25 protein-coding genes and 1 pseudogene are annotated in these 22,327 nt (G+C 38.6%); 16 read left to right on the top strand and 10 right to left on the bottom strand.

Annotated elements, in window-relative coordinates; translation table 11 throughout:
* Positions 1-293: 293 nt before the first annotated feature.
* Both ACLPIE_RS01315 and ACLPIE_RS01310 read left to right on the top strand, forming a co-directional pair.
* Entirely contained in the window at positions 294-860 is a 567-nt protein-coding gene (locus tag ACLPIE_RS01315) for a DNA/RNA non-specific endonuclease (RefSeq protein ID WP_430258935.1), read from the top strand.
* Entirely contained in the window at positions 857-1,189 is a 333-nt protein-coding gene (locus ACLPIE_RS01310) for a hypothetical protein (RefSeq protein ID WP_430258933.1), read from the top strand. Before ACLPIE_RS01315 ends, ACLPIE_RS01310 begins: the two co-directional genes overlap by 4 nt.
* Before the next feature lie 42 nt (positions 1,190-1,231).
* On the opposite strand, the gene ACLPIE_RS01305 is transcribed toward ACLPIE_RS01310, so the two are convergent.
* Positions 1,232-1,459, bottom strand: coding sequence for a SymE family type I addiction module toxin (locus tag ACLPIE_RS01305; RefSeq protein ID WP_430258931.1), 228 nt, complete (start codon positions 1,457-1,459; stop codon positions 1,232-1,234).
* A gap of 215 nt (positions 1,460-1,674) precedes the next feature.
* Between ACLPIE_RS01305 and ACLPIE_RS01300 the strand changes: the two genes are divergently transcribed.
* The 6 genes from ACLPIE_RS01300 (at position 1,675) to ACLPIE_RS01275 (ending at position 5,015) form a co-directional block, all read left to right on the top strand.
* A complete protein-coding gene (locus tag ACLPIE_RS01300; protein ID WP_430258929.1) occupies positions 1,675-2,901 on the top strand; it encodes a VENN motif pre-toxin domain-containing protein in 1,227 nt (408 codons plus the stop codon).
* A 144-nt stretch (positions 2,902-3,045) separates the two neighbouring features.
* Positions 3,046-3,246, top strand: coding sequence for a hypothetical protein (locus ACLPIE_RS01295; protein ID WP_430258928.1), 201 nt, complete (start codon positions 3,046-3,048; stop codon positions 3,244-3,246).
* Between the two features lie 47 nt (positions 3,247-3,293).
* Positions 3,294-3,641: an EndoU domain-containing protein gene (locus ACLPIE_RS01290; RefSeq protein ID WP_430258948.1), complete on the top strand. Its 348-nt coding sequence runs from the start codon at positions 3,294-3,296 to the stop codon at positions 3,639-3,641.
* A gap of 110 nt (positions 3,642-3,751) precedes the next feature.
* Entirely contained in the window at positions 3,752-4,174 is a 423-nt protein-coding gene (locus tag ACLPIE_RS01285; RefSeq protein ID WP_430258926.1) for a hypothetical protein, read from the top strand.
* Positions 4,175-4,416: 242 nt separating this feature from the next.
* A complete protein-coding gene (locus ACLPIE_RS01280; RefSeq protein ID WP_430258946.1) occupies positions 4,417-4,635 on the top strand; it encodes a cytidine deaminase-like fold-containing protein in 219 nt (72 codons plus the stop codon).
* Positions 4,635-5,015, top strand: coding sequence for a DUF6911 family protein (locus tag ACLPIE_RS01275; protein WP_430258925.1), 381 nt, complete (start codon positions 4,635-4,637; stop codon positions 5,013-5,015). The genes ACLPIE_RS01280 and ACLPIE_RS01275 overlap by 1 nt, the downstream gene beginning before the upstream one ends.
* A gap of 74 nt (positions 5,016-5,089) precedes the next feature.
* On the opposite strand, the pseudogene ACLPIE_RS01270 reads toward ACLPIE_RS01275, so the two are convergent.
* Positions 5,090-5,550: pseudogene (locus tag ACLPIE_RS01270) on the bottom strand (DDE-type integrase/transposase/recombinase); the annotation flags it as partial.
* Positions 5,551-6,356: 806 nt separating this feature from the next.
* Here ACLPIE_RS01270 and ACLPIE_RS01265 point away from each other — a divergent pair.
* From ACLPIE_RS01265 to ACLPIE_RS01230, 8 genes are all read left to right on the top strand, one after another.
* Positions 6,357-6,905, top strand: a complete 549-nt coding sequence (locus tag ACLPIE_RS01265) for a fimbrial protein (protein ID WP_430258923.1) — start codon at positions 6,357-6,359, stop codon at positions 6,903-6,905.
* A gap of 57 nt (positions 6,906-6,962) precedes the next feature.
* Positions 6,963-7,526 carry a fimbrial protein gene (locus tag ACLPIE_RS01260; RefSeq protein ID WP_430258921.1) on the top strand — a complete coding sequence of 188 codons (564 nt, stop codon included), beginning with the start codon at positions 6,963-6,965 and terminating at the stop codon, positions 7,524-7,526.
* Between the two features lie 62 nt (positions 7,527-7,588).
* Entirely contained in the window at positions 7,589-10,102 is a 2,514-nt protein-coding gene (locus ACLPIE_RS01255) for a fimbria/pilus outer membrane usher protein (protein WP_430258920.1), read from the top strand.
* A gap of 33 nt (positions 10,103-10,135) precedes the next feature.
* Positions 10,136-10,846 carry a fimbria/pilus periplasmic chaperone gene (locus tag ACLPIE_RS01250; RefSeq protein ID WP_430258918.1) on the top strand — a complete coding sequence of 237 codons (711 nt, stop codon included), beginning with the start codon at positions 10,136-10,138 and terminating at the stop codon, positions 10,844-10,846.
* Positions 10,847-10,870: 24 nt separating this feature from the next.
* Positions 10,871-11,377 carry a fimbrial protein gene (locus ACLPIE_RS01245; protein ID WP_430258916.1) on the top strand — a complete coding sequence of 169 codons (507 nt, stop codon included), beginning with the start codon at positions 10,871-10,873 and terminating at the stop codon, positions 11,375-11,377.
* A 15-nt stretch (positions 11,378-11,392) separates the two neighbouring features.
* Complete coding sequence (locus ACLPIE_RS01240) at positions 11,393-11,962, top strand: fimbrial protein (protein WP_430258914.1); 570 nt, start codon at positions 11,393-11,395, stop codon at positions 11,960-11,962.
* The gene (locus tag ACLPIE_RS01235) at positions 11,955-12,500 is read left to right on the top strand and encodes a fimbrial protein (protein ID WP_430258912.1); all 546 of its coding nucleotides are present in this window, start codon (positions 11,955-11,957) and stop codon (positions 12,498-12,500) included. The genes ACLPIE_RS01240 and ACLPIE_RS01235 overlap by 8 nt, the downstream gene beginning before the upstream one ends.
* Positions 12,501-12,569: 69 nt before the next feature.
* Positions 12,570-13,613, top strand: a complete 1,044-nt coding sequence (locus tag ACLPIE_RS01230) for a PixG protein (protein ID WP_430258910.1) — start codon at positions 12,570-12,572, stop codon at positions 13,611-13,613.
* Positions 13,614-14,227: 614 nt separating this feature from the next.
* Here the strand turns inward: ACLPIE_RS01230 and ACLPIE_RS01225 are convergent.
* The 8 genes from ACLPIE_RS01225 to ACLPIE_RS01190 form a co-directional block, all read right to left on the bottom strand.
* Positions 14,228-14,689, bottom strand: a complete 462-nt coding sequence (locus ACLPIE_RS01225; protein WP_008914915.1) for a tetratricopeptide repeat protein — start codon at positions 14,687-14,689, stop codon at positions 14,228-14,230.
* A 123-nt stretch (positions 14,690-14,812) separates the two neighbouring features.
* Positions 14,813-15,064 (bottom strand): hypothetical protein, encoded by a 252-nt coding sequence (locus tag ACLPIE_RS01220; RefSeq protein ID WP_430258908.1) that lies wholly within the window; start codon positions 15,062-15,064, stop codon positions 14,813-14,815.
* A 61-nt stretch (positions 15,065-15,125) separates the two neighbouring features.
* The gene (locus ACLPIE_RS01215) at positions 15,126-15,890 is read right to left on the bottom strand and encodes a hypothetical protein (protein ID WP_430258906.1); all 765 of its coding nucleotides are present in this window, start codon (positions 15,888-15,890) and stop codon (positions 15,126-15,128) included.
* A 5-nt stretch (positions 15,891-15,895) separates the two neighbouring features.
* Positions 15,896-16,291: a hypothetical protein gene (locus tag ACLPIE_RS01210; protein WP_430258904.1), complete on the bottom strand. Its 396-nt coding sequence runs from the start codon at positions 16,289-16,291 to the stop codon at positions 15,896-15,898.
* 10 nt (positions 16,292-16,301) lie between these two features.
* Entirely contained in the window at positions 16,302-16,853 is a 552-nt protein-coding gene (locus ACLPIE_RS01205; protein WP_430258902.1) for a recombinase family protein, read from the bottom strand.
* Positions 16,854-17,104: 251 nt separating this feature from the next.
* Positions 17,105-17,536, bottom strand: a complete 432-nt coding sequence (locus tag ACLPIE_RS01200; RefSeq protein WP_081335901.1) for a JAB domain-containing protein — start codon at positions 17,534-17,536, stop codon at positions 17,105-17,107.
* A 123-nt stretch (positions 17,537-17,659) separates the two neighbouring features.
* Entirely contained in the window at positions 17,660-18,037 is a 378-nt protein-coding gene (locus ACLPIE_RS01195; RefSeq protein WP_430258900.1) for a hypothetical protein, read from the bottom strand.
* A 9-nt stretch (positions 18,038-18,046) separates the two neighbouring features.
* On the bottom strand, positions 18,047-22,327 hold the full coding sequence (locus tag ACLPIE_RS01190; RefSeq protein WP_430258898.1) for an RHS repeat-associated core domain-containing protein: 4,281 nt from the start codon (positions 22,325-22,327) through the stop codon (positions 18,047-18,049).

The following is a 22,327-nucleotide window of genomic DNA, read 5'->3' as shown; positions in this document are numbered from 1 at the left end:
TGGTTTCCATACAAAGCATTCCAAATTATCCCTTGCAAAAACAGGGAGTGTAGCAGAGCTATCAGGTGGATCATTTTTACACGATCTTTCCTGCCTAATTTGGTGGAGTTTTGCATGATCATTAACAAGCGCATAATAATGGTGGTATTGGAGCCCTCACTGACGCTGAACAGAAGGAGTGGGCTGAGATTAGAGGTACACTTCCAAATCTAGAAGGTTCTCGCAATTTAGCCATTTATCGTGCTGAGCAGTTAGGTGGTTCAGCGGAAACCACAAAAGAACGTGACTTAGCAATGGCGGCTGCAGGGATTGGTGCTGGTATTGGAAGTGGTAAAGGGAATAATCAAGCAAGCATATCTACAGAACAAAAAATTGTTGAAGTAAAGTCAGGTAGTAAGGGTGATTGGAATAAACAATTGAACAAGCCAGAGCCAAATACTACTTATAAAGTGGACGACAATAAAATATTTCAGACGGATTCATTAGGTCGTACAAGTCTCGCAGAAGGTTCTTTATCACTGAATAAAAACGATCGTAATACATATCAGCAGTGTAAGACTGGTAAATGCGGTAATGGAAAAGATGAGGGAGGACATCTATTTGCTAGTATATTAAATGGGCCTGGTGAAAAAATAAACATGGTTCCAATGGATGGAACTTTAAATAAAAGCGGCTGGAAGAAGATGGAAAATGCGTGGGTTAGAGCTTTGAAAGAAAATAAGGAAGTTTATGTTAAAATTGAACCTGTTTATAAAGGAAATAGCGCCCGGCCTGAAAGTTTTAACGTGACATATACTATTGATGGGGGCAGACCAGTAGTTAAAGATATTAGCAATATACCTGATGGTGGAAAAAAATGATGGAATTAGATGTTCTTCACAACAGAATTGGTCAATTACTTGTTAATGCTGGGCCAAAAAATGCACGTAAACTAATTGTTTTTGCAGCTTTATCTTCAGAAGGTGATTCTTGTGAGTATGAGTACGATTACGTGGATGCTGATGGTCTCGAAGATTGGTTTATTCCTGATAAAAATGCTAGTTATGATTTGAGATTACTGTTGGTAGAGTTAAGAGAATATTACATTAAAAATAATTTAACTAATGGTCTTCCAGTTTGGTCTAAATGTAAAATCGTAGTTGATCTAGAAACAATGAAAATTAATATAGATTTTAAGTATGAAGACTAAAATAAAAGATCCCAGTTCTGCGCTGGGATCTCCTTAGCCGCCTTACTCCCCCTCAGCCAGCCGGATAATCAACTGTCCGGCTTGGCGAGTGAGGGTATAGTGGCTGCCTACCTCAAACCCCAACTCATTCAACCACTTACCACTTAAGGTGAGTTGTGGGCTGGGGTTGGGTTTACCTCGGTTAGGGGTGTAACCCACTGTATACTGTCTGGTTTTGACCACTTCTTCTTTAGCTGTCGGTGTTTTTACACGACAATTGCACTTAGCCATGGTGATTACTCCCCTTCCACCAATCCCCCTTTAATCTTCTCTTAGGCGCTTGCCATATCTAAAAAATAACCAATCATATCTTGGCCTTCGAGTTTCAAAATATCGACGAGCTTATACTATTTTTCCAGTATCAATGACGGAGAGCTACGACTCGAAGCAACAAAGTGGCAGTGTATCTGGCAGTATTGGAAGCGGGTTGAATACCACGGCATTCGGTGAATGCTAATAAAACCGAGATGCACAGTGATTATCAATCGGTAGATAAACAAACGGGTATCAATGCCGGTAAAGGTGGCTTTGATATCACGGTCGGCAAGCACACTCAACTCGACGGCGCGGTCATTAGCAGTACGGCAGAGGCGGATAAGAGCACACTGAATACGGGCACACTGGGCTTTGGGGACATTAAAAACAAGGCCGAGTACAAGGTGGATAGTCAAAGTGGTGGCTTTAGTACCGGTGGAGCCGAGGTCGGTGACCAGTTTGTAACCAATGCTGCAGGTTCATTGCTCAACAATGTGAATAACAAAGGGAAAGATAGCAACACCACGCACTCAGCGGTGTCGGAAGGTGAAATTGTTATCCGTGATAAGGCTAATCAGAAGCAAAATATCAACGACTTAAGCCGTGATACCAACAATGCCCATGAAAAACTCGATACGATTTTTGACAAAGAAAAAGAGCAAAAACGGATAGAAAAAACGCAGTTAGTGGGCGAATTAGGTAAGCAGATTACCGATATTGCGGTGACGAATGAGACGATTAAAGCGACTAAGAAAAAAAGGGAAAACTTTGATAAAACGCCAGTTACAGATGATGAGCGCAAGAAAGCCATAGATTCTATCAAAGACCCGAGCTTAAAAGGGGATGAAACGGTCATTCGAAATGCGGTGTTAAATGACCGAATTGAAAAATCGGTTCAAGCGTCAGGTTGGGGCGTGGGCGGTGATAACCGTCGTATCGTGGAATCAGGTACAGCATTAATCCAAGGATTGGTGAATGGCGATGTGAGTAAAGCAGTGGCGAATGCGAGTGCGCCGTACATTGCGAATCAAATAGCGCAACATATTCCAGCCGAGAATAAAGAGGGGCGTATAGCTGCCCACGGTATTGCGAATGTTGCATTAGCGCTGGCAAAAGGTGAAAATGCAGGGGCGCAATCGCTGGGTGCGATGACGGCTGAAGCAGTTGGCCTGTTGTCAGTGGAACTGTACGGTAAAAAGGTCGGTGAGCTGACGGAAGACGAAAAAGCGACAGTCAGTGCATTTGCGAGCTTGGCGGCGGGTATTGCAGGTGGTTTAGTGGGTGGCGATACATCGAGTGCGGCAAATGCAGCCGAAGCAGGGAAGACTACGGTTGAGAATAACTTCTTACATGCTGAAAAAATCATTACTTTCGTTGGTGAGTTCGCTAATGCAAAAACACCAGAAGAGAGAAAATAGTTACAACAAGATATTGATAAACTAGACAGGCAACTTCAGTCGCAAGCGGAAGCTTGGGGAATATCAACCAATGACATGAAGAGTGCATTAGCTGACCTAAAAGCATTGGAAGGCTTGCCAGATTGTAATGCACAATGCCAATAAATGGTAAGAGATTTAATATCTAAACTCGAACCTGCATTAGAAAATAGAATAAATAAACATTCATCACAAACAGAAAACCTCAAAGAGCTAACAGGGATTTTAGCCACTGTGATTGTGATGAATGAGAATGGATTGATGGTCGAGCCACTACATCGAGTGGTGGGAAAGGAGGAGCTAGCGGTACAGGTTCTTCTAGGATAGATAGTGCAGCGAAAGGGGGCGGGTAAAAAGGGAAAGAAACTAACCCGATAATTAATCAACCCAATATAACAGTAATCTCACCTGAAATAGAAGCCAAGATACTTGTGGGGCAAAGAGTTGGAAACTCAAATAAATTAATTGGCGGACACTCGCCTTCAGTGAGTAATGAAAATCCAAATTATGCTGTAGAAACAATAAAATTGAATCCAGACGGTACAAGAGTTGTGAAATTTACGACTCAGTTCCCAGATGGGAACTTATCAAAAATTAAGACAAGTACACTATTCCCAGAGCATTGGTCAGATAAAAGCATTATTGATTCTGTAAATAAATTGGTAATTCCACAGCTATTGGGCAAAGAAGCTCAACAGGTGAAACATTACATCGTGGTGTAATTAATGGTGTAGAAATTGATGTGATTAAAAAAGGAAATCAAGTTACAGCTGGGTATCCTGTAGGTGGAAAAGCGACTCCTGGCTTTAATCCAATCGATTGAGGCATGTATATGTATAAAGAATTTGATTTATGTATTACTGATTTTAGTAATGATAATGAACCTGGAGATTATTGGTATGATTGCGGCGTTGATGAATCTGCTGAAATTTTAAGTAAATTCAACGAATCAGATTGGTCATGCCTATTTAATGAGTTATCGAACAAATCTATATTTTGGAAAACTAGATTGGTCGAATGCTTGGGTGATTTAAAAAATAGTCATGAGCTAAATATTATTTTAAAGCTCATTGATACTGAGAATTATGATTTATTTATTAGTTGTATCGACTCGTTAAGATCTATGGATATATGTAGTTTATCTGAAGATGATTTGGGCAAGATTAGTGGTAAAATATACCATCTCGAGTCAAATGCTTCTTTGCCCGTGAAAAGTATTTTAGATAGTTTTTCACATAAATTTAAGAGTAAATAAACCCTGTTTTACACAGGGCCTTCTTAATACTCTCACTCCTCACTCAGCCGGATAATCAATTGTCCGGCTTGGCGGGTGAGAGTGACGTTGCTATCCACCGTAAACCCTGGCTAGATCAACCACTTACCGCTGAATATCAGTTGTGGACTGGGGTTCGGTTTACCTCTGTTGGGGGCGTAACTCACTGTATACTTTCTGGTTTTTAGCTCTTCTTCTTTAGCTGTCGGTGTTTTTACACTACAATCGCGCTTATCAATACCGGTAAAGGTGGCTTTGATATTACGGTTAGTCGAGATATGAATATGAAAGTTACAAAAGAACCTGTGAGTGGGTACTGTCGCGTAGATATTGCAGCAATGGTAGATAAAGCAGGATTAAAATCTCTAACCATTTATAAGGAAAGCACTGGAAAAACATTGTATTGGAATCTTGGTATGGAATCGTTAAAGGAGAAAAAATAATGTTATTTTCATTGAGTTGGACGCTAAACGGTACTGGAGGGAACAGTGAAAATCCTATATGGGATGATATTGAAAAAAAACTTACATTATTAAAAAGTGGATATGGAATTTTAACACTGGATATTCATGATAATGATATCGGCTCACAAATGTTACAAGTAAGGGCTGAGCTAGGTAATTATTTAGTAATGTTAGGTGAGATAATCAATGATGATTATGAAGTTAGAACATATTATGATGAAAAAATGACTAAAGAAACAATTTGTATATTAGGTGACTATTGGTCTAAAAATCAAATAACAACTGACTTTTCATTTATTGTTCAAGTTGTGTATGAATTTTTTAATACTGGTAATGTACAAAATCATTTATTAATTTAATAATGAGATGAGACTGTAATTTAAATTGTGTATTTGCCTGCTTTTGATATATTAAATCCAACTGTTCTGCGCAACTAAATCAGGGCACTTTTTTTAGGAATTTTGTTCATACTCAATGGGGGGGGCAGATCACCGTTGGCAGTACGAAGCCTTTCTTGGTTGTAATAGCGCATATACGCAGTAACATTTTCTTTCATCTGTTTACGAGTCGGCTGTGGGATTTTCAGGACCCAATCGTGCTTTAAGCTACTAAAAAATCGTTCTACAACGGCTTATCCCAATAGGCTCCAACATCGCCAATACTTGCTCGAATACCATAATTTATTAGTAAGTGACAATAGCGCATACTCGTATATTGTGCTTCCCTGTCACTATGAAAAACTAAGCCTTTTTCGGGCTGGCGTAAGTTATACGCTTTCATCAAGGCTTTACTGACTAAATCTGCTGTTATTCGTTTATCGATGTGTTAACCCACAATACGGCGAGAATATAAGTCCATCACGATGGCTAAATACATCCAGCCTTTCTCTGTTTTTGTCTTATTTTAGGGGAAGTGGACACTGTGATTTTATTTTTTTAATTATCAATATGTAACAAAATGAAAATAAATTAATAATCAAAAATAATATTAACACTAAGTAAGTGTTTTATTTATTTTCACTATAAATTTTAGATATGTTACCTTCTTGTTGAATTTGCTCATATTTAATCACATTTAATACAATCAAAAGCGATCAATATTACGTCATCGATAGCCAGAGACTATCATATTTCGATTATCGATCGTTGTAAGCATGTTTACTTAAATTGATAAGGGAACTATTATTTAAAGCAATTAGTTTTTAAGTACATATTAAATTTTTTATTTTAATTTTATTAGTGAAAATAAAGAAATAAAATTTTAAATATAAATTTAAATATACGAAGGTGGTTATTTATGAACGGAAATGAAAATAAAGTATCCAACTCTCCATCACTACGAAAATTGAATTACCTGTATCAGTATTGAAACATTAGATACAATATTACAGATACTGGGTGTTTAATGGTCACGATTTTTATCGTGAAGTTCTTGTGATTGATGTCACGAACTATACATCAAAAAAATAAAGAATCCTTTCCATTTTATTTGCATATCTAAAATTGGTTAGGTTTTTATAAAAATTTATTTTCTGAATATATTAATTAAATATTGATAGGGTTATCTACGACTCAATATTAATTTTTATTTTAATAAAAGAAGTAATGAATTTACCTCTGGATTATAAAATATACATAACTATATTTTTATATAGTTAGTTTAATAATATTTGTTTTCAAGTTAAATATAAAGGTAATAATATGAAATTGAATAAATTAGCGATATTCTCAATTTTCACAATGGCACTTTCAGTAACGGCTACTCAAGCTGCGACAGGTGATGGTACCATTAATTTCTCAGGTAAAGTGATTGATTCACCATGTGGAATTGCAACTGAGAGTGCTAGCCAGTCTATTGATTTTGGCCAAATTAGCAAAAGCCTTTTAGAAAAAAATGGTATATCACAGATTAAACAAATTCCAATTAAATTAATTAATTGCGATTTAACTAAAGCAGGTACTGATGATGAAGCAGCAACATCTTATAAAGGTGTAAAAGTAACATTTAATGGAAATATTGTTACTGGTACAAAAAGTGAATTAGCAACAACAGGAAATACAGGTACAGCTATTGTGATTTCTAGTTCAACAGGTTCTTTAGTTAACTTTAATGAAGCTGGTGGATTGCAAGCATTAGGGAATAATAGCAACACCCTTCTGTATACAACTTGGGCGAAAAAAGCGACTAATGGTTCAATTGCTGAAGGTGAGTTTAATGCTACAACAAACTTCACTTTAGCCTATGAGTAAAAAATATTGAGTTTATCGAGAGCAGTATTCTGCTCTCGATTATTTAAGGTCAAATCTATGTTTAAAAAAATTATAATAATATTATTTTTTACTAAAACCTTTTCAGCTTTTGCAAGTGGTGATGTGTCGGAGAAGTACTCACCATCAGACAAAGTTTGGTGGCAAGGAACAGCAAAGTTTTTAGGAAAAGTAATTTCTCCAGCATGTACATTAGATATGGATAGTAAATATCAATTGATTGATCTTGGTGTTATACCAGTAAATAAAATCAATGATGATAATTTGTTAATAAATAAGAAAATAAAAATAAAACTATCTGACTGCCAGTTTATTACAAAGTCTAGAAATATCGATAAGGTTAAAGGGATAACATTAACGTTTTATTCGGATATCAGTGGGGCTGATCCTAGCTCATTTTCATTTAATAATAGTGAAGATATCTATTTTAAAATAATAAATGAGTCTGGATATACTGCTAGCTCAGGAGAACCATTACCAATAGTCTATATTGATGGAGATAATACGTATTTGTACTATCAACTGGATGTAATGAAAAAATCAGATGTAGTTAAGCCAGGTAGTTATTATGCGAGTGTTCTATTTAAAATAAACTATGAATAATTAGTTGTTTTTTATTTCTTATTAACAATTTTAAAATGAAACAATTAAGGTTATTAGCCAATATGAGCAGAAAAAAAATCAGTAAAAAATCTAAAGGCATTTTGGCAACTATATTATTTATAATTTATTCTCAAAATGGATTCTCTATAGAATTTAATTTAGATGTTGTTGATTCCAAATCTAAAAATAATATTGACTTTAATAGATTTAGTCAGTCAGGATATATTTTACCTGGTAAATATCAACTTAATTTAGATCTGAATGGACAAGGAATAGGTTCATCGACATATACAATAGAATTTTTAGAAAGCGAAAGTGAAGAATCTGATAATAATAAAGCTGCATTACCGCAAGCGTGTATAACGAATGATATTATCGCTACATTAGGGTTACAGGAAAAAGTACAAGAGGATCTTTCTACTTGGAACAATGGGCAGTGTGTTGATCTATTAAGCTTAAAGGGAGTGAAGATAACGCCAAAATTAAATGAAGGTATTTTATTAATTAAAATACCTCAAATCTGGCTTGAATATACAAGCTCGACTTGGCTACCGCCATCAAGATGGGATGACGGTATTACAGGGGCTATTTTAGATTATAACATTAATACAAGTGTAACTATTCCTCATAAGGGAAGAAATACACAAAATATTTTTTATAATGGAACAGTTGGTTATAACCTAGGTAGCTGGCGTGTACGTTCTGATTATCAAGGAAGTTATACCCGAACATCTGGTAATGATGAAAACAATAAAAATCTATTAGATTTCACTCGTGTTTATGCGTATAGAGCGATTAGAAGTTTAAAATCGAACCTAACCGTGGGTGAAAATTTTATAAACTCTAACATCTTTAACTCTTGGCGCTATACAGGTATTAGCTTAGAAAGTGATGATAGAATGCTTTCTCCACAGCTTAGAGGGTATGCACCACAAATCACAGGGATAGCAGAAACTAATGCAAGAGTTGTGGTCAAGCATCAAGGACGTATCCTTTATGATTCAACTGTGCCTGCGGGCCCGTTTGCTATCCAAGATTTAGATAGTTCGGTACGAGGAAAATTAGATGTTGAAATTATTGAACAAAATGGCAAAACAAACCAGTTTCAAATTGATACTGCCTATGTGCCTTATTTAACTAGACCAGGTCAAATTCGTTATAAGCTTGTATCAGGACGCTCAAGAGATAAATTGCATAACACTGAAGGGCCTATATTTGCGAGTACCGAAGCCGCTGTTGGTTTAAGTAATGCATGGACTGTCTATGGTGGTACTATTCTTGCTGGTAACTTTAATAGTTTAGCTATTGGTGTTGGTCGAGATTTGTTTGCGCTAGGTGCTCTTTCTGCTGATATTACACAATCGTATGCAAGGTTACCTGATCGCGGCGCTATGCAGGGTAAATCTTGGCGTTTAAGTTACTCTAAACGATTTGATAATCTTGATGCAGATGTTACTTTTGCAGGGTATAGGTTTAGTGAACGCAATTATATGACCATGCAGAATTATTTAGATGCAAGGTATCGTAGTGATTTTACGGGAAAAGAAAAAGAACTATATACAGTATCCTTTAATAAAGGGCTTTCTGAATATAATACAACTATTGGTTTGCAATATAATCATCAAACATACTGGGAACAAAGCGATTCAGATTATTACTCTATTAATGTAAATAAATACATGACTATTTTTGGAATTGAAAATATTTCACTAAACCTATCTGCTTCTCGTTCTAAATTTTATGGGAAAGATAATGATGTATTTTTTGCAAGGGTGAGTATTCCATTAGAAAATAACAAGGGATATCTAAATTATGATGGCTCCAAAAACTCCGGAAATTATACTCATAATATCGGATATTTTAATACAACCGATGATAACTTAGCTAATTATAATTTAAATATTGCAACCACGCATGGTGGAGGCATGGAAAGAAGCTCAAGTTTTTCTGGGTATTATGGACGTTATACACCAATCGCGAATATAAATGCTAATACCACTATTTCAGATAAAAATACATCATCATTTGGTTTTTCTGCGAATGGGGGTCTCACTGTTACAGCTAAAGGAGCGGCACTACATTCGGGAGGATTTAATGGTGGTACTCGCTTATTGGTTGATACTGAAGGAGTTGCTGGAGTTCCTGTTGATGGTGGCCGAGTAACAACAAATAATGGGGGATTTGGGGTAGTGACCGACATTAATAGTTACTATCGTAATGAGACATCTATTGATCTGACAAAGCTTCCTAATAACATTGAAGCAACACAAGCTATCGTGGAGTCATCGCTAACGGAAGGTGCGATTGGTTATCGGAAATTTGAAGTCTTAAAAGGTGAAAAAGCATTTGCAATTATTCGCTTAAAAGATAATACCCATCCACCATTCGGTTCTGTGATTAGTAATATAAAAGGAAGAGAGTTAGGGATCATAAGTGATGATGGATTTGCGTGGTTAACGGGGATTAGTCCAAATGAAGAAATTAATATTTCTTGGGGCCCTAAACAAAAGTGTGTAACGAAGATACCAAATCACATAGAGCCAAGAAATAAGATGTTGTTATTGTGTGAACAATAAATAATAGTAATTTATTAAATCAAAAGGTTTAAAATGAAAAAAATATCATTTTTATTATTCGGGTTGGTTATTACAACAAATTCATATTCAGCTATTTCTTTAGATAGAACAAGGGCTATATACGAAGGAGGAACGAATGCTTTAGTTATCAATATTAATAATGATAATAAGCAATTGCCGTATTTAGCACAAACATGGATTGAAAATGATAAAGATGAAAAAATTGAAATGGGACCATTAATTGCAACACCATTGGTCCAGAGGCTCGAACCTGGAGATAAAGGTTTAATCAAAGTATCCGCGACTCCAGACGTTGATCAATTACCTAATGATAGAGAAACTTTATTCTATTTTAATGTTAGAGAAGTTCCACCTAAAAGCGAAGATAATAATGTATTACAGATTGCATTACATACAAAAATAAAATTATTTTATAGACCAAAAGAAATTTTACGAGAACCTAATGCAGTTTGGCAGGATCAACTTATTTTAAATAAACTATCTGATGGTTATAAAATAGACAATCCAACACCTTATTATATAACGATATTTGGAATAGGTGGTACAGAAAGTGAAGCTATTAACTCGGATTTTAATGCAGTAATGATTGCACCAAAATCCTCAATAACACTTAATTCTAAAATATATTCAACACCATATTTATCTTATATTAATGACTATGGTGGAAGACCGACAATTAAATTTCAATGTCAAGCCGAACGTTGTATTGCTGAAAAAAAATAAAATAATTAGTTTGGAGATACAAAGGTGAAAAATAACAATATTCTTTTTATATTAATGCTTTATATTAATGGCCTTTTTATTTCTCAAACTGGCTTAGCAGATCCGATTGCTAGAGATAATTATTTTTTTAATGTTAATGAAGCAAAGCTTAATTTTCATAATCAAAATGAAAAAGAGAATGAAGGTATTATATATATAAAAGGACTTTTTTTAATCTCTACCTGTAATCTTATTTCTCATGAGGTAAGGCTTAAAGATATTTATATAAAAGATATTGATATCATCATTGATGGATGTGATTTTTATGAAAGTACAGGTAAAGTTGGTCGAGTAATAAATAAAGTGATGTTTAGCAGCTTATTATCTTTTCCAACAGAAAAAAGTATAGATGAAAGCATGAAATTAAGAGAAAGCAAAATCAAGCATTATCAACAGTATAGCGTTATTAACTATATAATATCTGATGAACAGAAAAAGCAAATTCTTAATAGTAAATATCATATATTGACACTTAAATTACAATATAATTAGTTCAAGGTAAATTATATGAGTATTTTTTTGTATAGAAAGATAATAAAGATAACATTATTTTTTAATATTGTCTTTTTACCTATTGCAAATTCTGCTACCACAATGAATTTTGATGGTACTTTGATTGATACCCCTTGTAAGATCGATCAATCTAGCTTGAATCAAAGTATTGTATTTCTTAATAGTTCACCAAGAGACTATTGGCAACTTCCTGCTATTCGGCCAACAGAAAAATTTACAATTAAACTTATTCAATGTGATGCAAAATCGTTATGGAAATCGGTGAAAATTAAATTTAATGGACAAACTGAACCTGCAATGGGTGCTGAACAGCAAAACTACCTTTCACTTTCATCTGGTGCTAACAAAGGGAAACTAGCTATTGGGTTTGTCGATATTGATGGCAACCAGCGTATTACATTAGGACAAAATCATAATGGTGGACAAGGAACCCAACTTAATGATGGAACAATGTTGCTAACATTTAATGCCTTTGTTCAGGCAAGTCCAACTGCAATAGCAAATAAAAGTGTTGTTTCTGGAATGTATAATGCAACGGTAGAGTTTGAGGTTTCTTATGAATAGATATAAGTACTTTAAGATGATTTTTTTTTCATATCTATTATGTGGATCTGCAGGCGCAGTTGATATAAATATTAATATAACAGGTGCAATTTATATTCCCCCTTGCACGATTAATAATAATTCACCAATAAAATTTTCATTTAATCAAATAATGACTTATGACGTTGATGGACAAGCAAACGCTATTACAAAAAATATTCCTGTTACATGCACATATTTCAAAGGAACACCTTATGTTAAGGTGACTGGTAATCAATTAACGGGAGCACCGGATAATGTTTTGAGAGTTTCAACGACAAGTGCTAATTACAGTCGATTTGGTATTGCGTTATATCAGGGTAATAATGTTGATGCTAATCAACCCTTACGTTTAAATGGGTCTGCTGCTCGGGGGTATGCAATCACTAAGGGATTTTCTAATACGGGGCAGGCTAATAGCCAATTTACAATTACTGCCGTTCCTTATAAAACGGGAACGACTGATTTAGCTGCTGGAAATTTTACAGCCACGGCTTCATTAAGCATTATTTATAATTAAACATAAGATATTACCAATTATTAGTTTTGGTCACTGAGATTAATTTAATCCTAAAAAATGAGGCATTAAATGAATAAAATACTAGTAGGATTAGTTTTATTTTCTGTAACTAATTCATATGCACAAGATATAGCATGGCAACAGAATTTCCTTCATGTTCCAGCTAGTGGTGGGGCTGCATCTGCCACTGCTCCTACATTGGATGTTACAGATTCTAGCTCTGGCAGCTTAGTTAGAGTGACCATACCACAAGTTGTAGGCTGGAGGGTTGTCTCTTCTTTTTGTAATCCGAATCCCATACCATCTGGCGCAGGAGCTGCACAAGGAAATTATCGTTATTGGATAAGATTACCACAAACAAACACCTGGAAAAGGCATTCATCAGGGTTAAATTACTACTTATCCAATATTTCGTGGATACTAGCAGATACGAATAATAATACTAATGAGGTTTATGTTGGCCCAAACTATTTACAAGAACAACGGCCTAATACTTGTTGGAATGTTGGGTCTACTTGGGGCCTCGGTTCACAAGTGCTTCCTTACGAGCGTACAATGACATTAAATGTGACTGTTGCTAGGTCAACTGCTTATCCAGGTCGATATAATTTAAGTATCCCTTTTGCATGGGCATATGAGGAAAATAAGGGGTCAAGCACTGGTAACTCTTGGGATGGTTACCGGCAGTTCGGTGATACTATGAGGAATTATATGAATAATTATATCAATATACCTGTGCAAATCACCAGTAAATGCAATATTGTAAACCGAACAATTAATTTATCTCATGGAAATATGACACCGGCTTCCTCTATAAATAATGTTACATCGCCTTATAATTATCAGCTATCTTGTGATTATGATGCTTCAGTATCTGTCTCTCTAATAGGAAGCTCACAGGTTTCAGGTAAGACTCAAAATTATACCAAGTGTGGTAATGGTGGAACCTGTGAGTTAAAATATAACGGTAATGCTTATAGCGGTACTTTTAAAGTCAATGCAGGTTCAACTCAAACATTAGCCATTACATCAACTTTTCATCCGAATGATATCAGTAATCCTGTTGAAGGTAGTTTTCAAGGAAGTGCTATTTTAAGAGTATTAGTTAACTGATTTAATTAAAAAATATCAATGGCCTTTATTAAAAAAGCACTCTAGAAATATTATAATTCACTTATTCAGACAGAATGAGTGAATTAAGTATTTAACTAGATCCTGTTATTATTTATCTTATTATCTACAAGGATAATCCCCCTAAAATAATCGATTTCATAAGTAGAATTTTCTCTTAACCTCAGATCTGCATAATAAATTGTTTTTCATGCCGAGAAAGTTTAATTCTTGGCTTTTTTTCTTGAATATATGAAATTAATCTGGGTTGGGGGGCGGTGGTGATAATCGTCGAATAGTTGAGGCAGGAATAGCGTTAGTTCAATATTTAGTCAAGGGAGCTGAAACTTTAGGTGAGGATTTTAGTGGGCCTTATAAACAAAAACCCCCGCCTAAGCGAGGGTTATAAATGCGTGGTGCCGGACTCGGAATCGAACCAAGGATACGCGTTCTATACCAACTTTTTATTGATTAACAGTCGGTTACGTTTTCGCTTCGAGGAGCAATGTACCACTGTTTTGTACCGTTTTTCAAGTTTTTTATGACCAGCTAGACGTTATAATCTAGCTGGTGGATGTGTTAAAGTACCCGTTTGATATCTACTCCAGTTATGATAATTACTTTGAATCCGCTTTTTGTTTCCAATATAGTTGCCTAGCATCGTCAATATCGAATGTGCCATCTGGTTTTTCCTTCATCGTCACAAGTAACATTGATTCGCCTAGGTAATATTGTGATGCTTTATCACCTCGATTAGCTGCATCTTCCAGCAGTTCGATAGCTTTTTCTGTATTTTGTTCAACAAGATAACCTCGTTCATGCATGATACCTAATATTCGTAAGGCATCTAATTGTTTTTTCTCAGCATTAGATTTTAGTAATTCAAGGTCGGTGCAGCTGTAGATACCCGGATCAAAGTCGACACCTTCACTTTCTAAATATTGCTGAGAAGGGAATGTAATACCGCAAGAGTCGCTACTGTTTGATTTTGAGCTCATAGGTACAGCATAAGCACTTTGAACGCTAGTGATTGCAAGAGTAATAGAAAGAACATAAGAAGGAATATTTTTTAAAGTCATGGCCTAGATGCTTGTGTTGATTGAATATGAAAGTAGCCTTAAGTTAAGGCTACCGCGAGTTATTAAGCTGCTTTTCATAGAAATGTCTTAACTAGCATTGATTATCCTCTGTTGAGATGATAGTCATGAAGAGCCATTATCTTTTTTCAATTTTGATAGTTTGTCATAGATATCCTTGGCTTTCAGTACATTAGATACGCCAGCAGTATCAATGACTTTATCTGCTAATGTATCTACATGTTGGTCAAGCTGACCTTCAAGCCCCAGCTTTTCATTAACGTATTTTTTGGCTTCTTTTTGCACCTTATGTTTAACTAATGAAGTTTTAGCTTTTTCAGGTAAACATTTATCTACCATTTTTGTTAGAAAGCTCATATCACTCCTTAAGGTATTGAAATCATACGATATGATTTAATTATGCTTGGAAAACAATGGGTTAATCTTTCTTTTCGGGGCTTTCTGAATCTTTTGGAGTTATAAAACCTTGACCAAATGCATTTCCTAGCTGTTTTCCAAAGATTTTGCCTGCGACTCCTCCAATAGCCCCACCAACAACCGTACCAAAACCCGGGAATATGAATGTGCCTAGTGCTGCACCTGCTTTAAGCCCAGCAATAGCTCCTCCTACATTTCCTACCAACTCACCATACTTTGCTTCCTTACTATCAACTGCACCTGAGACCACTCCAAAATCGAAGTTGGCTTGAACTATAGCTTCGAAGTTTTCACAAGGAAGGTTAGCAATTTGGTAATCAGAGAGATCAGCTAATAGTTTTTTAGGTGAAACACCGTTATTGATTAGTTCATCACAAACGCCAAGCACTAAATCAAGTCCAAATCCACGATACAGGCGTGTTATTTTTCTAACCAACGGATTTTCATCATACTCTTCGGCAATCATATCTCTTACGGTTTTGCCTAAAGGATTAACGAATAAGCTGTAGTAATGCCCTGCTTGAGCAATAAAGTTGTCATTATCAGATAACATGGCAGTGATAGCGGCAACGCTTTTTTCACGCTGCTCGTCTGTGAGCCGTAACTTTAAGTGCAGTTCAGAATCGTTTTTTATGCAAAGTGATTGGCAGAGTGTATAAGGGATATCCGCTAGATAAGCAATATCCCATTCCTTTGCAAAAATCTCGTTTGCATGCATTATCATAATCGTTAACGCAGTTGCTTCTATGCGTTGAAAATCATCCATTTCATTTACCCAAGAAACTTGTGAAAGGAGCTTAATAAACCGTCAACATGGTCATCATTTATATTATCGCTAATTACTGATATATGTTCAGATGAGCCATCGACTACATCATGTAGCGTCATACCTTGAAAATCAGGTATTGACATGGCTTGCAGGGAACCAGTTGAACTAAAGTAATCAACGCCGCCAGAAACGTTTGGTCTTGCAAATCCTTCTAGTTGCCCCATATCACTATGAAACATTTCTGTGTTACCAAAAGTGCTGGTATGCCCCATTGACTGACCAGCAGCATCTGAGAGATTATAACCGCCAAATACGTTAGGCATTGCGGAACCAACATACTGACCATCTTTCATGAATGAAATGCGATCAGCAAAGTTTGTCATTGTGTAAAACGCCATGATAAGCTCCTTATAGTGAGTTTTGATTGTTAACAATTCGGTATATGCTGGTAATACTGATATCAAGCTGCTTTGCTATAAAAGGCTTGGTAGCTCCTTGAGAAAGAAGAGTGAGTACCTCCGCTGATTTCTCCCTAGCCGTTGCTTTGCGGCCTATGTATTTACCTTGCTGCTTAGCCAAGGCGATACCCTCAGCTTGACGCTCTAGCATGATTTCACGTTCGAACGTGGCGATTGCTCCAATCATGGTGAGCATTAGCTTGCCCGTAGGCGTGCCTGTATCAATGCCGATGTTCATAATGAGCAGTCGGACTTGTTTTGCTTCTAAGTGGTCTGAAATCTCCAGCAGATGCTTTGTGTTGCGTGCTAGGCGGTCGAGCTTGGTGACTTTCACCGTGTCGCCTTCACGAACGTAATCAAGCAATGCCATGAGTTCAGGGCGGTTGTCTTTTGCACCGCTGATGATCTCTTTGAACACTTTGTCGCAGTCTTGTAATGCATTGAGTTGTGCATCTAAGCTTTGGCCTCGTGTGGATACACGGGCGTAGCCAACAATAGCCATTATTTCCCTCCAGACCCTGCCAATAGAGCATGCTAAGATGTGTAAACATGCCAAAACCGCAAACAAGGGTTTTGGCAGGCCTGTAAGCCTTGTTACACTGTTCATTCGGTGGGGTGCCGTTAAGGCATGCTTATTGGTAGGTGTGATAATGAAATTTGAGTTAGGTTAGTAGTAACTTGCGGATATCACTTTTAGAATGTGAAAGGCTGCGGTGATGAGTCCTTTAATGAAAGCAGTCAACAGAACTGTTTTCATACCAGACCTCTTTCAGCCAGAGAAACTGTTTTACCACCTGCAACAATGATGTGATCGAGTAGAGTGATATCGAGCAGCTTCATTGTCTCTTTTAATGTTCGGGTCGCTGCAATGTCGCTTTCTGACGGCGTTGGCGTACCAGATGGGTGGTTATGGGCACAAATGATGTTAGCAGCGTTAAGTTTTAAGCCTAACTTGGCAATCTCTCGGGGAAAAATGCTGGTGTAGTTAATGGTGCCGTTGAACATTTCAGCGTACTGAATCACCTGATTCTGACCATTAAGAAAAATCACAGCAAAGACTTCTTGCTCTTTATCGCCAAGGTGGACGGCTAGAAAATCTTCGGTATCTTTTGGGGATGACAGTTGTTCTGTTCGGTAAAGCTGTTGTGATAGGTACTCACGGACTTCGTGTATTTGTTGCTTCATGATAAGCTCCTGATTGTTGTTTCAAGGAGCTTATACCTGTTGTTAGAGCAATTATTGAGCAGGGTTGCCCCTGCTGGTAGTTATGGAAGTTAAAACTACGAAAAGCTATACTTTTTTGATCACTTAATCTTCAAACTTTACTTTTACAGAGCTTTTATGAAAAATATTACTTATATATTCTTTCAAGGTGATATGGTCAATCTTATCATTATATAAAAACGCTGAAATACTTGAAAATCCTATGTCTTTAATTTTGTTTGGTTTTATGTTGACCTTTAGGGTGTCCCTACCTAGTATGACTTTATCGATAATGTTAGAGTACTCTCTTTCTGATAGGTGAGTTTGAATACCTATTGAATCATCTATATCGCCATCATCAAATCTCGATATTATTAGATAATTTTTGGGGGTTATAGGGTCATCGCCGATACCTATAATAACAACGTCGTTCTCTGTATAACAATTAGCGATAGAGGCTTTAAAAATAATTTGATTATTCATGATCTTGTCTTAGCATTTTTTTGAAGTTGTTGAGGGCTGTTTCTTTGGTGTGGCTTTCCATGTTTGCTGTTCTGTTCCTTCACCCCAATTATATACAACGCTAGCACCTGTTTCCCCAGCGAAAATATTCATTTTTCCTTTACATGAATTACATGGTGGATATTGACCATCTATCACTAATTTATCGCCTGAAAGAGCAATATCTTTTAAATCAACGGTGATTCTGGCCTCGGTATGTGTTGCAAGTGTGCTTCTTGGGAAACCTAAAGCAGCTTCACTTGGTGTCATATTCCCACTTTGCCAAATACCCGTAGCTTTTATATTGCCAGAGCTATCATAAAGTGTTGCTCTTGCTGTATGAGTTCCTTTACCTGACCCAAAAGATAATCCTAATGGGTCAATCCATATCAATGGATTAGGTGCATAAGCATACAAGTTTATCCCACCCAATAATCCAATTGGGTCAGGCATGATAAAGCGGCCTATCTGTGGGTCGTAGAATCGGAAGGTATTAAAATGTAATCCCGTTTCAGTGTCAAAATACTGTCCGGCATAGCGTAAGTTCTGCTCGAAGGACTCCATTTCACGTTCTGGGTCAGAGTAGAAACTTAATGGGCTATTGCGAACAAAACCAAAGCGTTCATATTTCCCTGACCACACCGTATTGCCTTGAGCATTGGTGACGTCGAGCGGAGCACTGTTAATGTCGCAGTGGTGCCAGTAATAACGGTAGCCTGCGGGTTGCTTCACGATAACGGCTAGGGGAGTATAACTGCCGTGTTCTTCGTAGCAATAGGTCTGACATTTACCCGTATTGATATCCTGCTCTTGCAGCAACCGTAGTCCTTGCCACACAAAATGGGTTTCATGTCGTGCTAACTTGCCGTGAGCCCGTGATTCGACAACTTTATGAATGCGGCGACCCAGTGCATCGTAGTGATACTGGGCTTTCATGTCACTGGTCTGGGCGATAACTAAACGATTATCCCCATCATATTGATACGTTTGTTTGACTTGGTTAGGATTTCCGCGTGAAATCACGTTACCGTACGCATCATGGCGATATTGCCAGCCTTGGAATTGAAGTAGCCTATCCCCTAGTGGGCTTAGAGCTGGCGTTTGAGCCTCGATTTCTGATTGAGGTCGCTCTAACAGATTATCCGCACGGTCATAGAACAGCATGGCGTCCATGTTTTCGCCACTGGAAACTTTTTTCAGTCGCTGCTCAGAGTCATACAGGTATTCCACCCAGCCCCGATAATGGTCTTCCATCGCGCCAAGGTTATCCTGTTCGTCATAGAACCATTTTCGTGATGAGGTAATGCCGTTGAGTGGATGCTGTTTATCGCGTGAGCTGAAGGTGCTTATTGTCCGTCCCAGCTTATCGTACTGTCGATATTGGGTTAGAACACCTTGGGTACGGCTAATTTCACGGTGTAGGTCATCCCGTTCAAATTCGGTGATTAAGTGCGGTGTACCCTCAACAAGGTGATTGATGGCAGTCGCATGCCCTGAACCGTAATAGAGCCAGTTGAGGCTGTCACCTTGAGGTAACGTCAGACGGCTCGGGTTATTGAGTTCATCGTAAGCAAATTCGACGATATCATCGCCCGTTTGTTCACGGGTAATTCGCCCAAGAGCATCGTAGGTAAAGTGAACTTGGTTAGCCTGTAAACCCATTTCAAGGCCGAGTTGATTCGGTTGCCTTGATGCCACCAATAAGCGGTTTAGGCTATCCCACTGGTACTGATAGCTATCGGTTAATGTTTCCCGTTGGGCAAGGTTACCCGCGGGGTCATACTGCAACAACACCGTGCGAGCTGGGGAAGGGAACACACGGTCACCGAGACGAGTTTCCTCGGCTAAACGCCCAAAGGTGTTATAGCGATATTGTAGCAGCGTATCATCCGGTCGGATTTCCTCGATGAGTCGCCCTTCGGCATCACGGTTGAGTCGGTAACGTCCGCCATTGGCGTTTTCAATTGAAATTAAGGCACCTTCCGCATTGTAATGGTAGTGGATATGCCGAGCAAGTTTATCAATTTCCGTTGTGACGCGACCGAAGGCGTTGTATTGCCATTGACGCGGCGTATTATCATTGCGTTGGTGATGGGTGAGGAGCCCTGCGGCATTCCAAGCCAGTTGCACGGTGGACTCATCGGGTAACACGATGCGCATGAGACGCCCCGCCTCATCGTAATGATACTCTGTAGCTTCCTGCAGGGCGTTGGTTTGAGAAACAACACGCCCCTCATCATCATAACGCCAAGTATGTTGTTTGCCTGAGCAGTCGATATGACGTAATATTTGCCCCCGCTTTGTCCAAAGAAATTCGCTGCGGCCTTGTTTGGCATCGATGCGAGCAGTTGGCCTTAGCGTACTGTTAAAGTCATAGCGGTATTCGGTGGTTTGCCCCAGAGGCGAAATTTCTTTGATTAACCGCCCAAAGCGGTCATAGTCTAAACGCGATTCAGTGCCATCAGGCCAAAAGACGGTGATAAGGCGTTCGTGTTCATTTTGATATTGCCAGCGAGTTTGGTTGCCATTGCCATCGGTTAAACTGAGTAATCGCCCGAGTTCATCCCACTCACTGGTTTGGGTATGTCCTTCGGCGTTGCGACAGCCACACGGTAGCCCGAATTCATCCCACAGCAGTTCGGTTTGGATGCCGGTACGGTCAGTATACTGAATAATCTGATAGTCATCATTGAGTTGCCAAAAGACGGTTGTGCCGTCTTGCCAATACGCGGTTCGTGTGAGGTTGATATCATCGTATTCGAGGCGGTAACGCTCCCCTTCACTGGTACTGTTCTCAATCACACGCCACAGATTATCGTCGGTAAATTCCCAGCGGTATTCACTGCGTAAACCATATTTATCGGTATGCCACGCCATGATACCCGCGTCTGTCCAGCCAAATTGGCGGTAAGGGTGCTCGGTGTGCTGTTCGACACGCACCAGTTGAGCGTGCTCGTTATAAAAATAAGCACACTGACGACGGCGTGCTTGATGGGCATTCACCTGATACACGGCAGTGAGGCGTGATACCGTTTTCTCTTCAAGCTCAAAGGATTGGTATTCACACGTGATATTCAGGTCACCGCAACCGGTAATCTGGATCAGTTGATGCTGCTCATTGTAGTGGAAACGCTGCTCGTTACCCACATTATCAACAATATGGCTTAAGCGGCTATGGCCTTGGGCATCAAAAGGGGAGTAATGGTAACGTAGCTCCCCCGCATCCTGAAATGTCCAACTGTCATCATCATTATGAATTATCCAACCTTGGGCAGCCTCACAAAAGCTACGGTGTCCGTGTGGAATGTCTGGAAAGGGGAGGATATCCCCCGACAGGTTTTGCCAAACAAAGCCATCTTCGGTTTTTATTAATCGGCTTTCCCAAAAAAAGCTCCAGCCTCGACCCAGCACACCGTCATAGCAATAGCTGCTTAAATAATTGCGTTGCCAGTAAAGTGGTAATTCAGATTCATAGGTAAAATCCAGCTCCTCTTCACCGTTTAATACTTTTTGCCCACCAATCACTTCAACGGGGCGTAACAGAATGCCCAGAGCCGGTATTCCCATCCCCAGACCTGCAAACACCTTACCATAGCGGCAAAAGAAGCGACCTATTTTGGCACTGCCCGGTAATTTACTCCACAACTTCGCTATAGCCCCGGGGGCTTTCGCCGCGCCAGCACCAAAGCTTAAAAACCCGGCGAATAACATCGTGAGGTCAGAGGCGGTGGTGAGCCAAGAGGGAATTTCAGGCTCAATATCTTCGGTAGCTTGCGTACCGCCACCAATTCTGACATTGGGGGAGCCTTCCATCACTGTGGCATCACAAGTGGTCTTATCGCCAACCCGAGAGGCTGGGAATCCATTGATATATACTGAGCCAGAGCCTTCTGCCATTTGACGCAGGCTATTTTCTTTGTCACAGTTGACCTGACTCCGTGTGGAGATGGCGGCGGGTTTACCGTTGATGCGAACATTGTGAGAGCCGGTTTTAATTTCCCCACTGGGACTTAACGATTTAGACCCCGTTTCAACACATTTATCCCGAACCCATTCTGCCAGTAGCCCCGTGCCATAGCCGACCGCCAGTGAAGCACCAATGGCAAGCACGCCGACCCCAATACAGCTTGCAGCAATACCGACACCCATTAATACACCGGAAACAACGGCGCCTCCAATGGCGATAGCGGCACCTAATACTGTACCAACGAGCATTCCCCACATTGATTTGGAGTGACCGATGATATCCCCGACTCTGGCGGCTTCAGGCAT

The organism is Providencia sp. Me31A (assembly GCF_050487165.1).
In the GTDB taxonomy this organism is placed as follows: Bacteria; Pseudomonadota; Gammaproteobacteria; order Enterobacterales; family Enterobacteriaceae; genus Providencia.
The sequence above is the reverse complement of the archived record's forward strand: the minus strand, read 5'-3'. Positions and strand labels throughout refer to the sequence as shown.

Coding starts and splice junctions, on each gene's coding strand:
- ACLPIE_RS01215 (WP_430258906.1), bottom strand. CDS start 15,890: ATGGATGATTTTCAACGCATAGAAGCAACTGCGTTAACGATTATGATA.
- ACLPIE_RS01195 (WP_430258900.1), bottom strand. CDS start 18,037: ATGAATAATCAAATTATTTTTAAAGCCTCTATCGCTAATTGTTATACA.
- ACLPIE_RS01235 (WP_430258912.1), top strand. CDS start 11,955: ATGAATAGATATAAGTACTTTAAGATGATTTTTTTTTCATATCTATTA.
- ACLPIE_RS01250 (WP_430258918.1), top strand. CDS start 10,136: ATGAAAAAAATATCATTTTTATTATTCGGGTTGGTTATTACAACAAAT.
- ACLPIE_RS01260 (WP_430258921.1), top strand. CDS start 6,963: ATGTTTAAAAAAATTATAATAATATTATTTTTTACTAAAACCTTTTCA.
- ACLPIE_RS01200 (WP_081335901.1), bottom strand. CDS start 17,536: ATGAAGCAACAAATACACGAAGTCCGTGAGTACCTATCACAACAGCTT.
- ACLPIE_RS01220 (WP_430258908.1), bottom strand. CDS start 15,064: ATGAGCTTTCTAACAAAAATGGTAGATAAATGTTTACCTGAAAAAGCT.
- ACLPIE_RS01295 (WP_430258928.1), top strand. CDS start 3,046: ATGGTAAGAGATTTAATATCTAAACTCGAACCTGCATTAGAAAATAGA.
- ACLPIE_RS01255 (WP_430258920.1), top strand. CDS start 7,589: ATGAGCAGAAAAAAAATCAGTAAAAAATCTAAAGGCATTTTGGCAACT.
- ACLPIE_RS01240 (WP_430258914.1), top strand. CDS start 11,393: ATGAGTATTTTTTTGTATAGAAAGATAATAAAGATAACATTATTTTTT.
- ACLPIE_RS01225 (WP_008914915.1), bottom strand. CDS start 14,689: ATGACTTTAAAAAATATTCCTTCTTATGTTCTTTCTATTACTCTTGCA.
- ACLPIE_RS01285 (WP_430258926.1), top strand. CDS start 3,752: ATGTATAAAGAATTTGATTTATGTATTACTGATTTTAGTAATGATAAT.
- ACLPIE_RS01315 (WP_430258935.1), top strand. CDS start 294: ATGGCGGCTGCAGGGATTGGTGCTGGTATTGGAAGTGGTAAAGGGAAT.
- ACLPIE_RS01310 (WP_430258933.1), top strand. CDS start 857: ATGATGGAATTAGATGTTCTTCACAACAGAATTGGTCAATTACTTGTT.
- ACLPIE_RS01205 (WP_430258902.1), bottom strand. CDS start 16,853: ATGGCTATTGTTGGCTACGCCCGTGTATCCACACGAGGCCAAAGCTTA.
- ACLPIE_RS01275 (WP_430258925.1), top strand. CDS start 4,635: ATGTTATTTTCATTGAGTTGGACGCTAAACGGTACTGGAGGGAACAGT.
- ACLPIE_RS01190 (WP_430258898.1), bottom strand. CDS start 22,327: ATGCCTGAAGCCGCCAGAGTCGGGGATATCATCGGTCACTCCAAATCA.
- ACLPIE_RS01265 (WP_430258923.1), top strand. CDS start 6,357: ATGAAATTGAATAAATTAGCGATATTCTCAATTTTCACAATGGCACTT.
- ACLPIE_RS01305 (WP_430258931.1), bottom strand. CDS start 1,459: ATGGCTAAGTGCAATTGTCGTGTAAAAACACCGACAGCTAAAGAAGAA.
- ACLPIE_RS01230 (WP_430258910.1), top strand. CDS start 12,570: ATGAATAAAATACTAGTAGGATTAGTTTTATTTTCTGTAACTAATTCA.
- ACLPIE_RS01210 (WP_430258904.1), bottom strand. CDS start 16,291: ATGGCGTTTTACACAATGACAAACTTTGCTGATCGCATTTCATTCATG.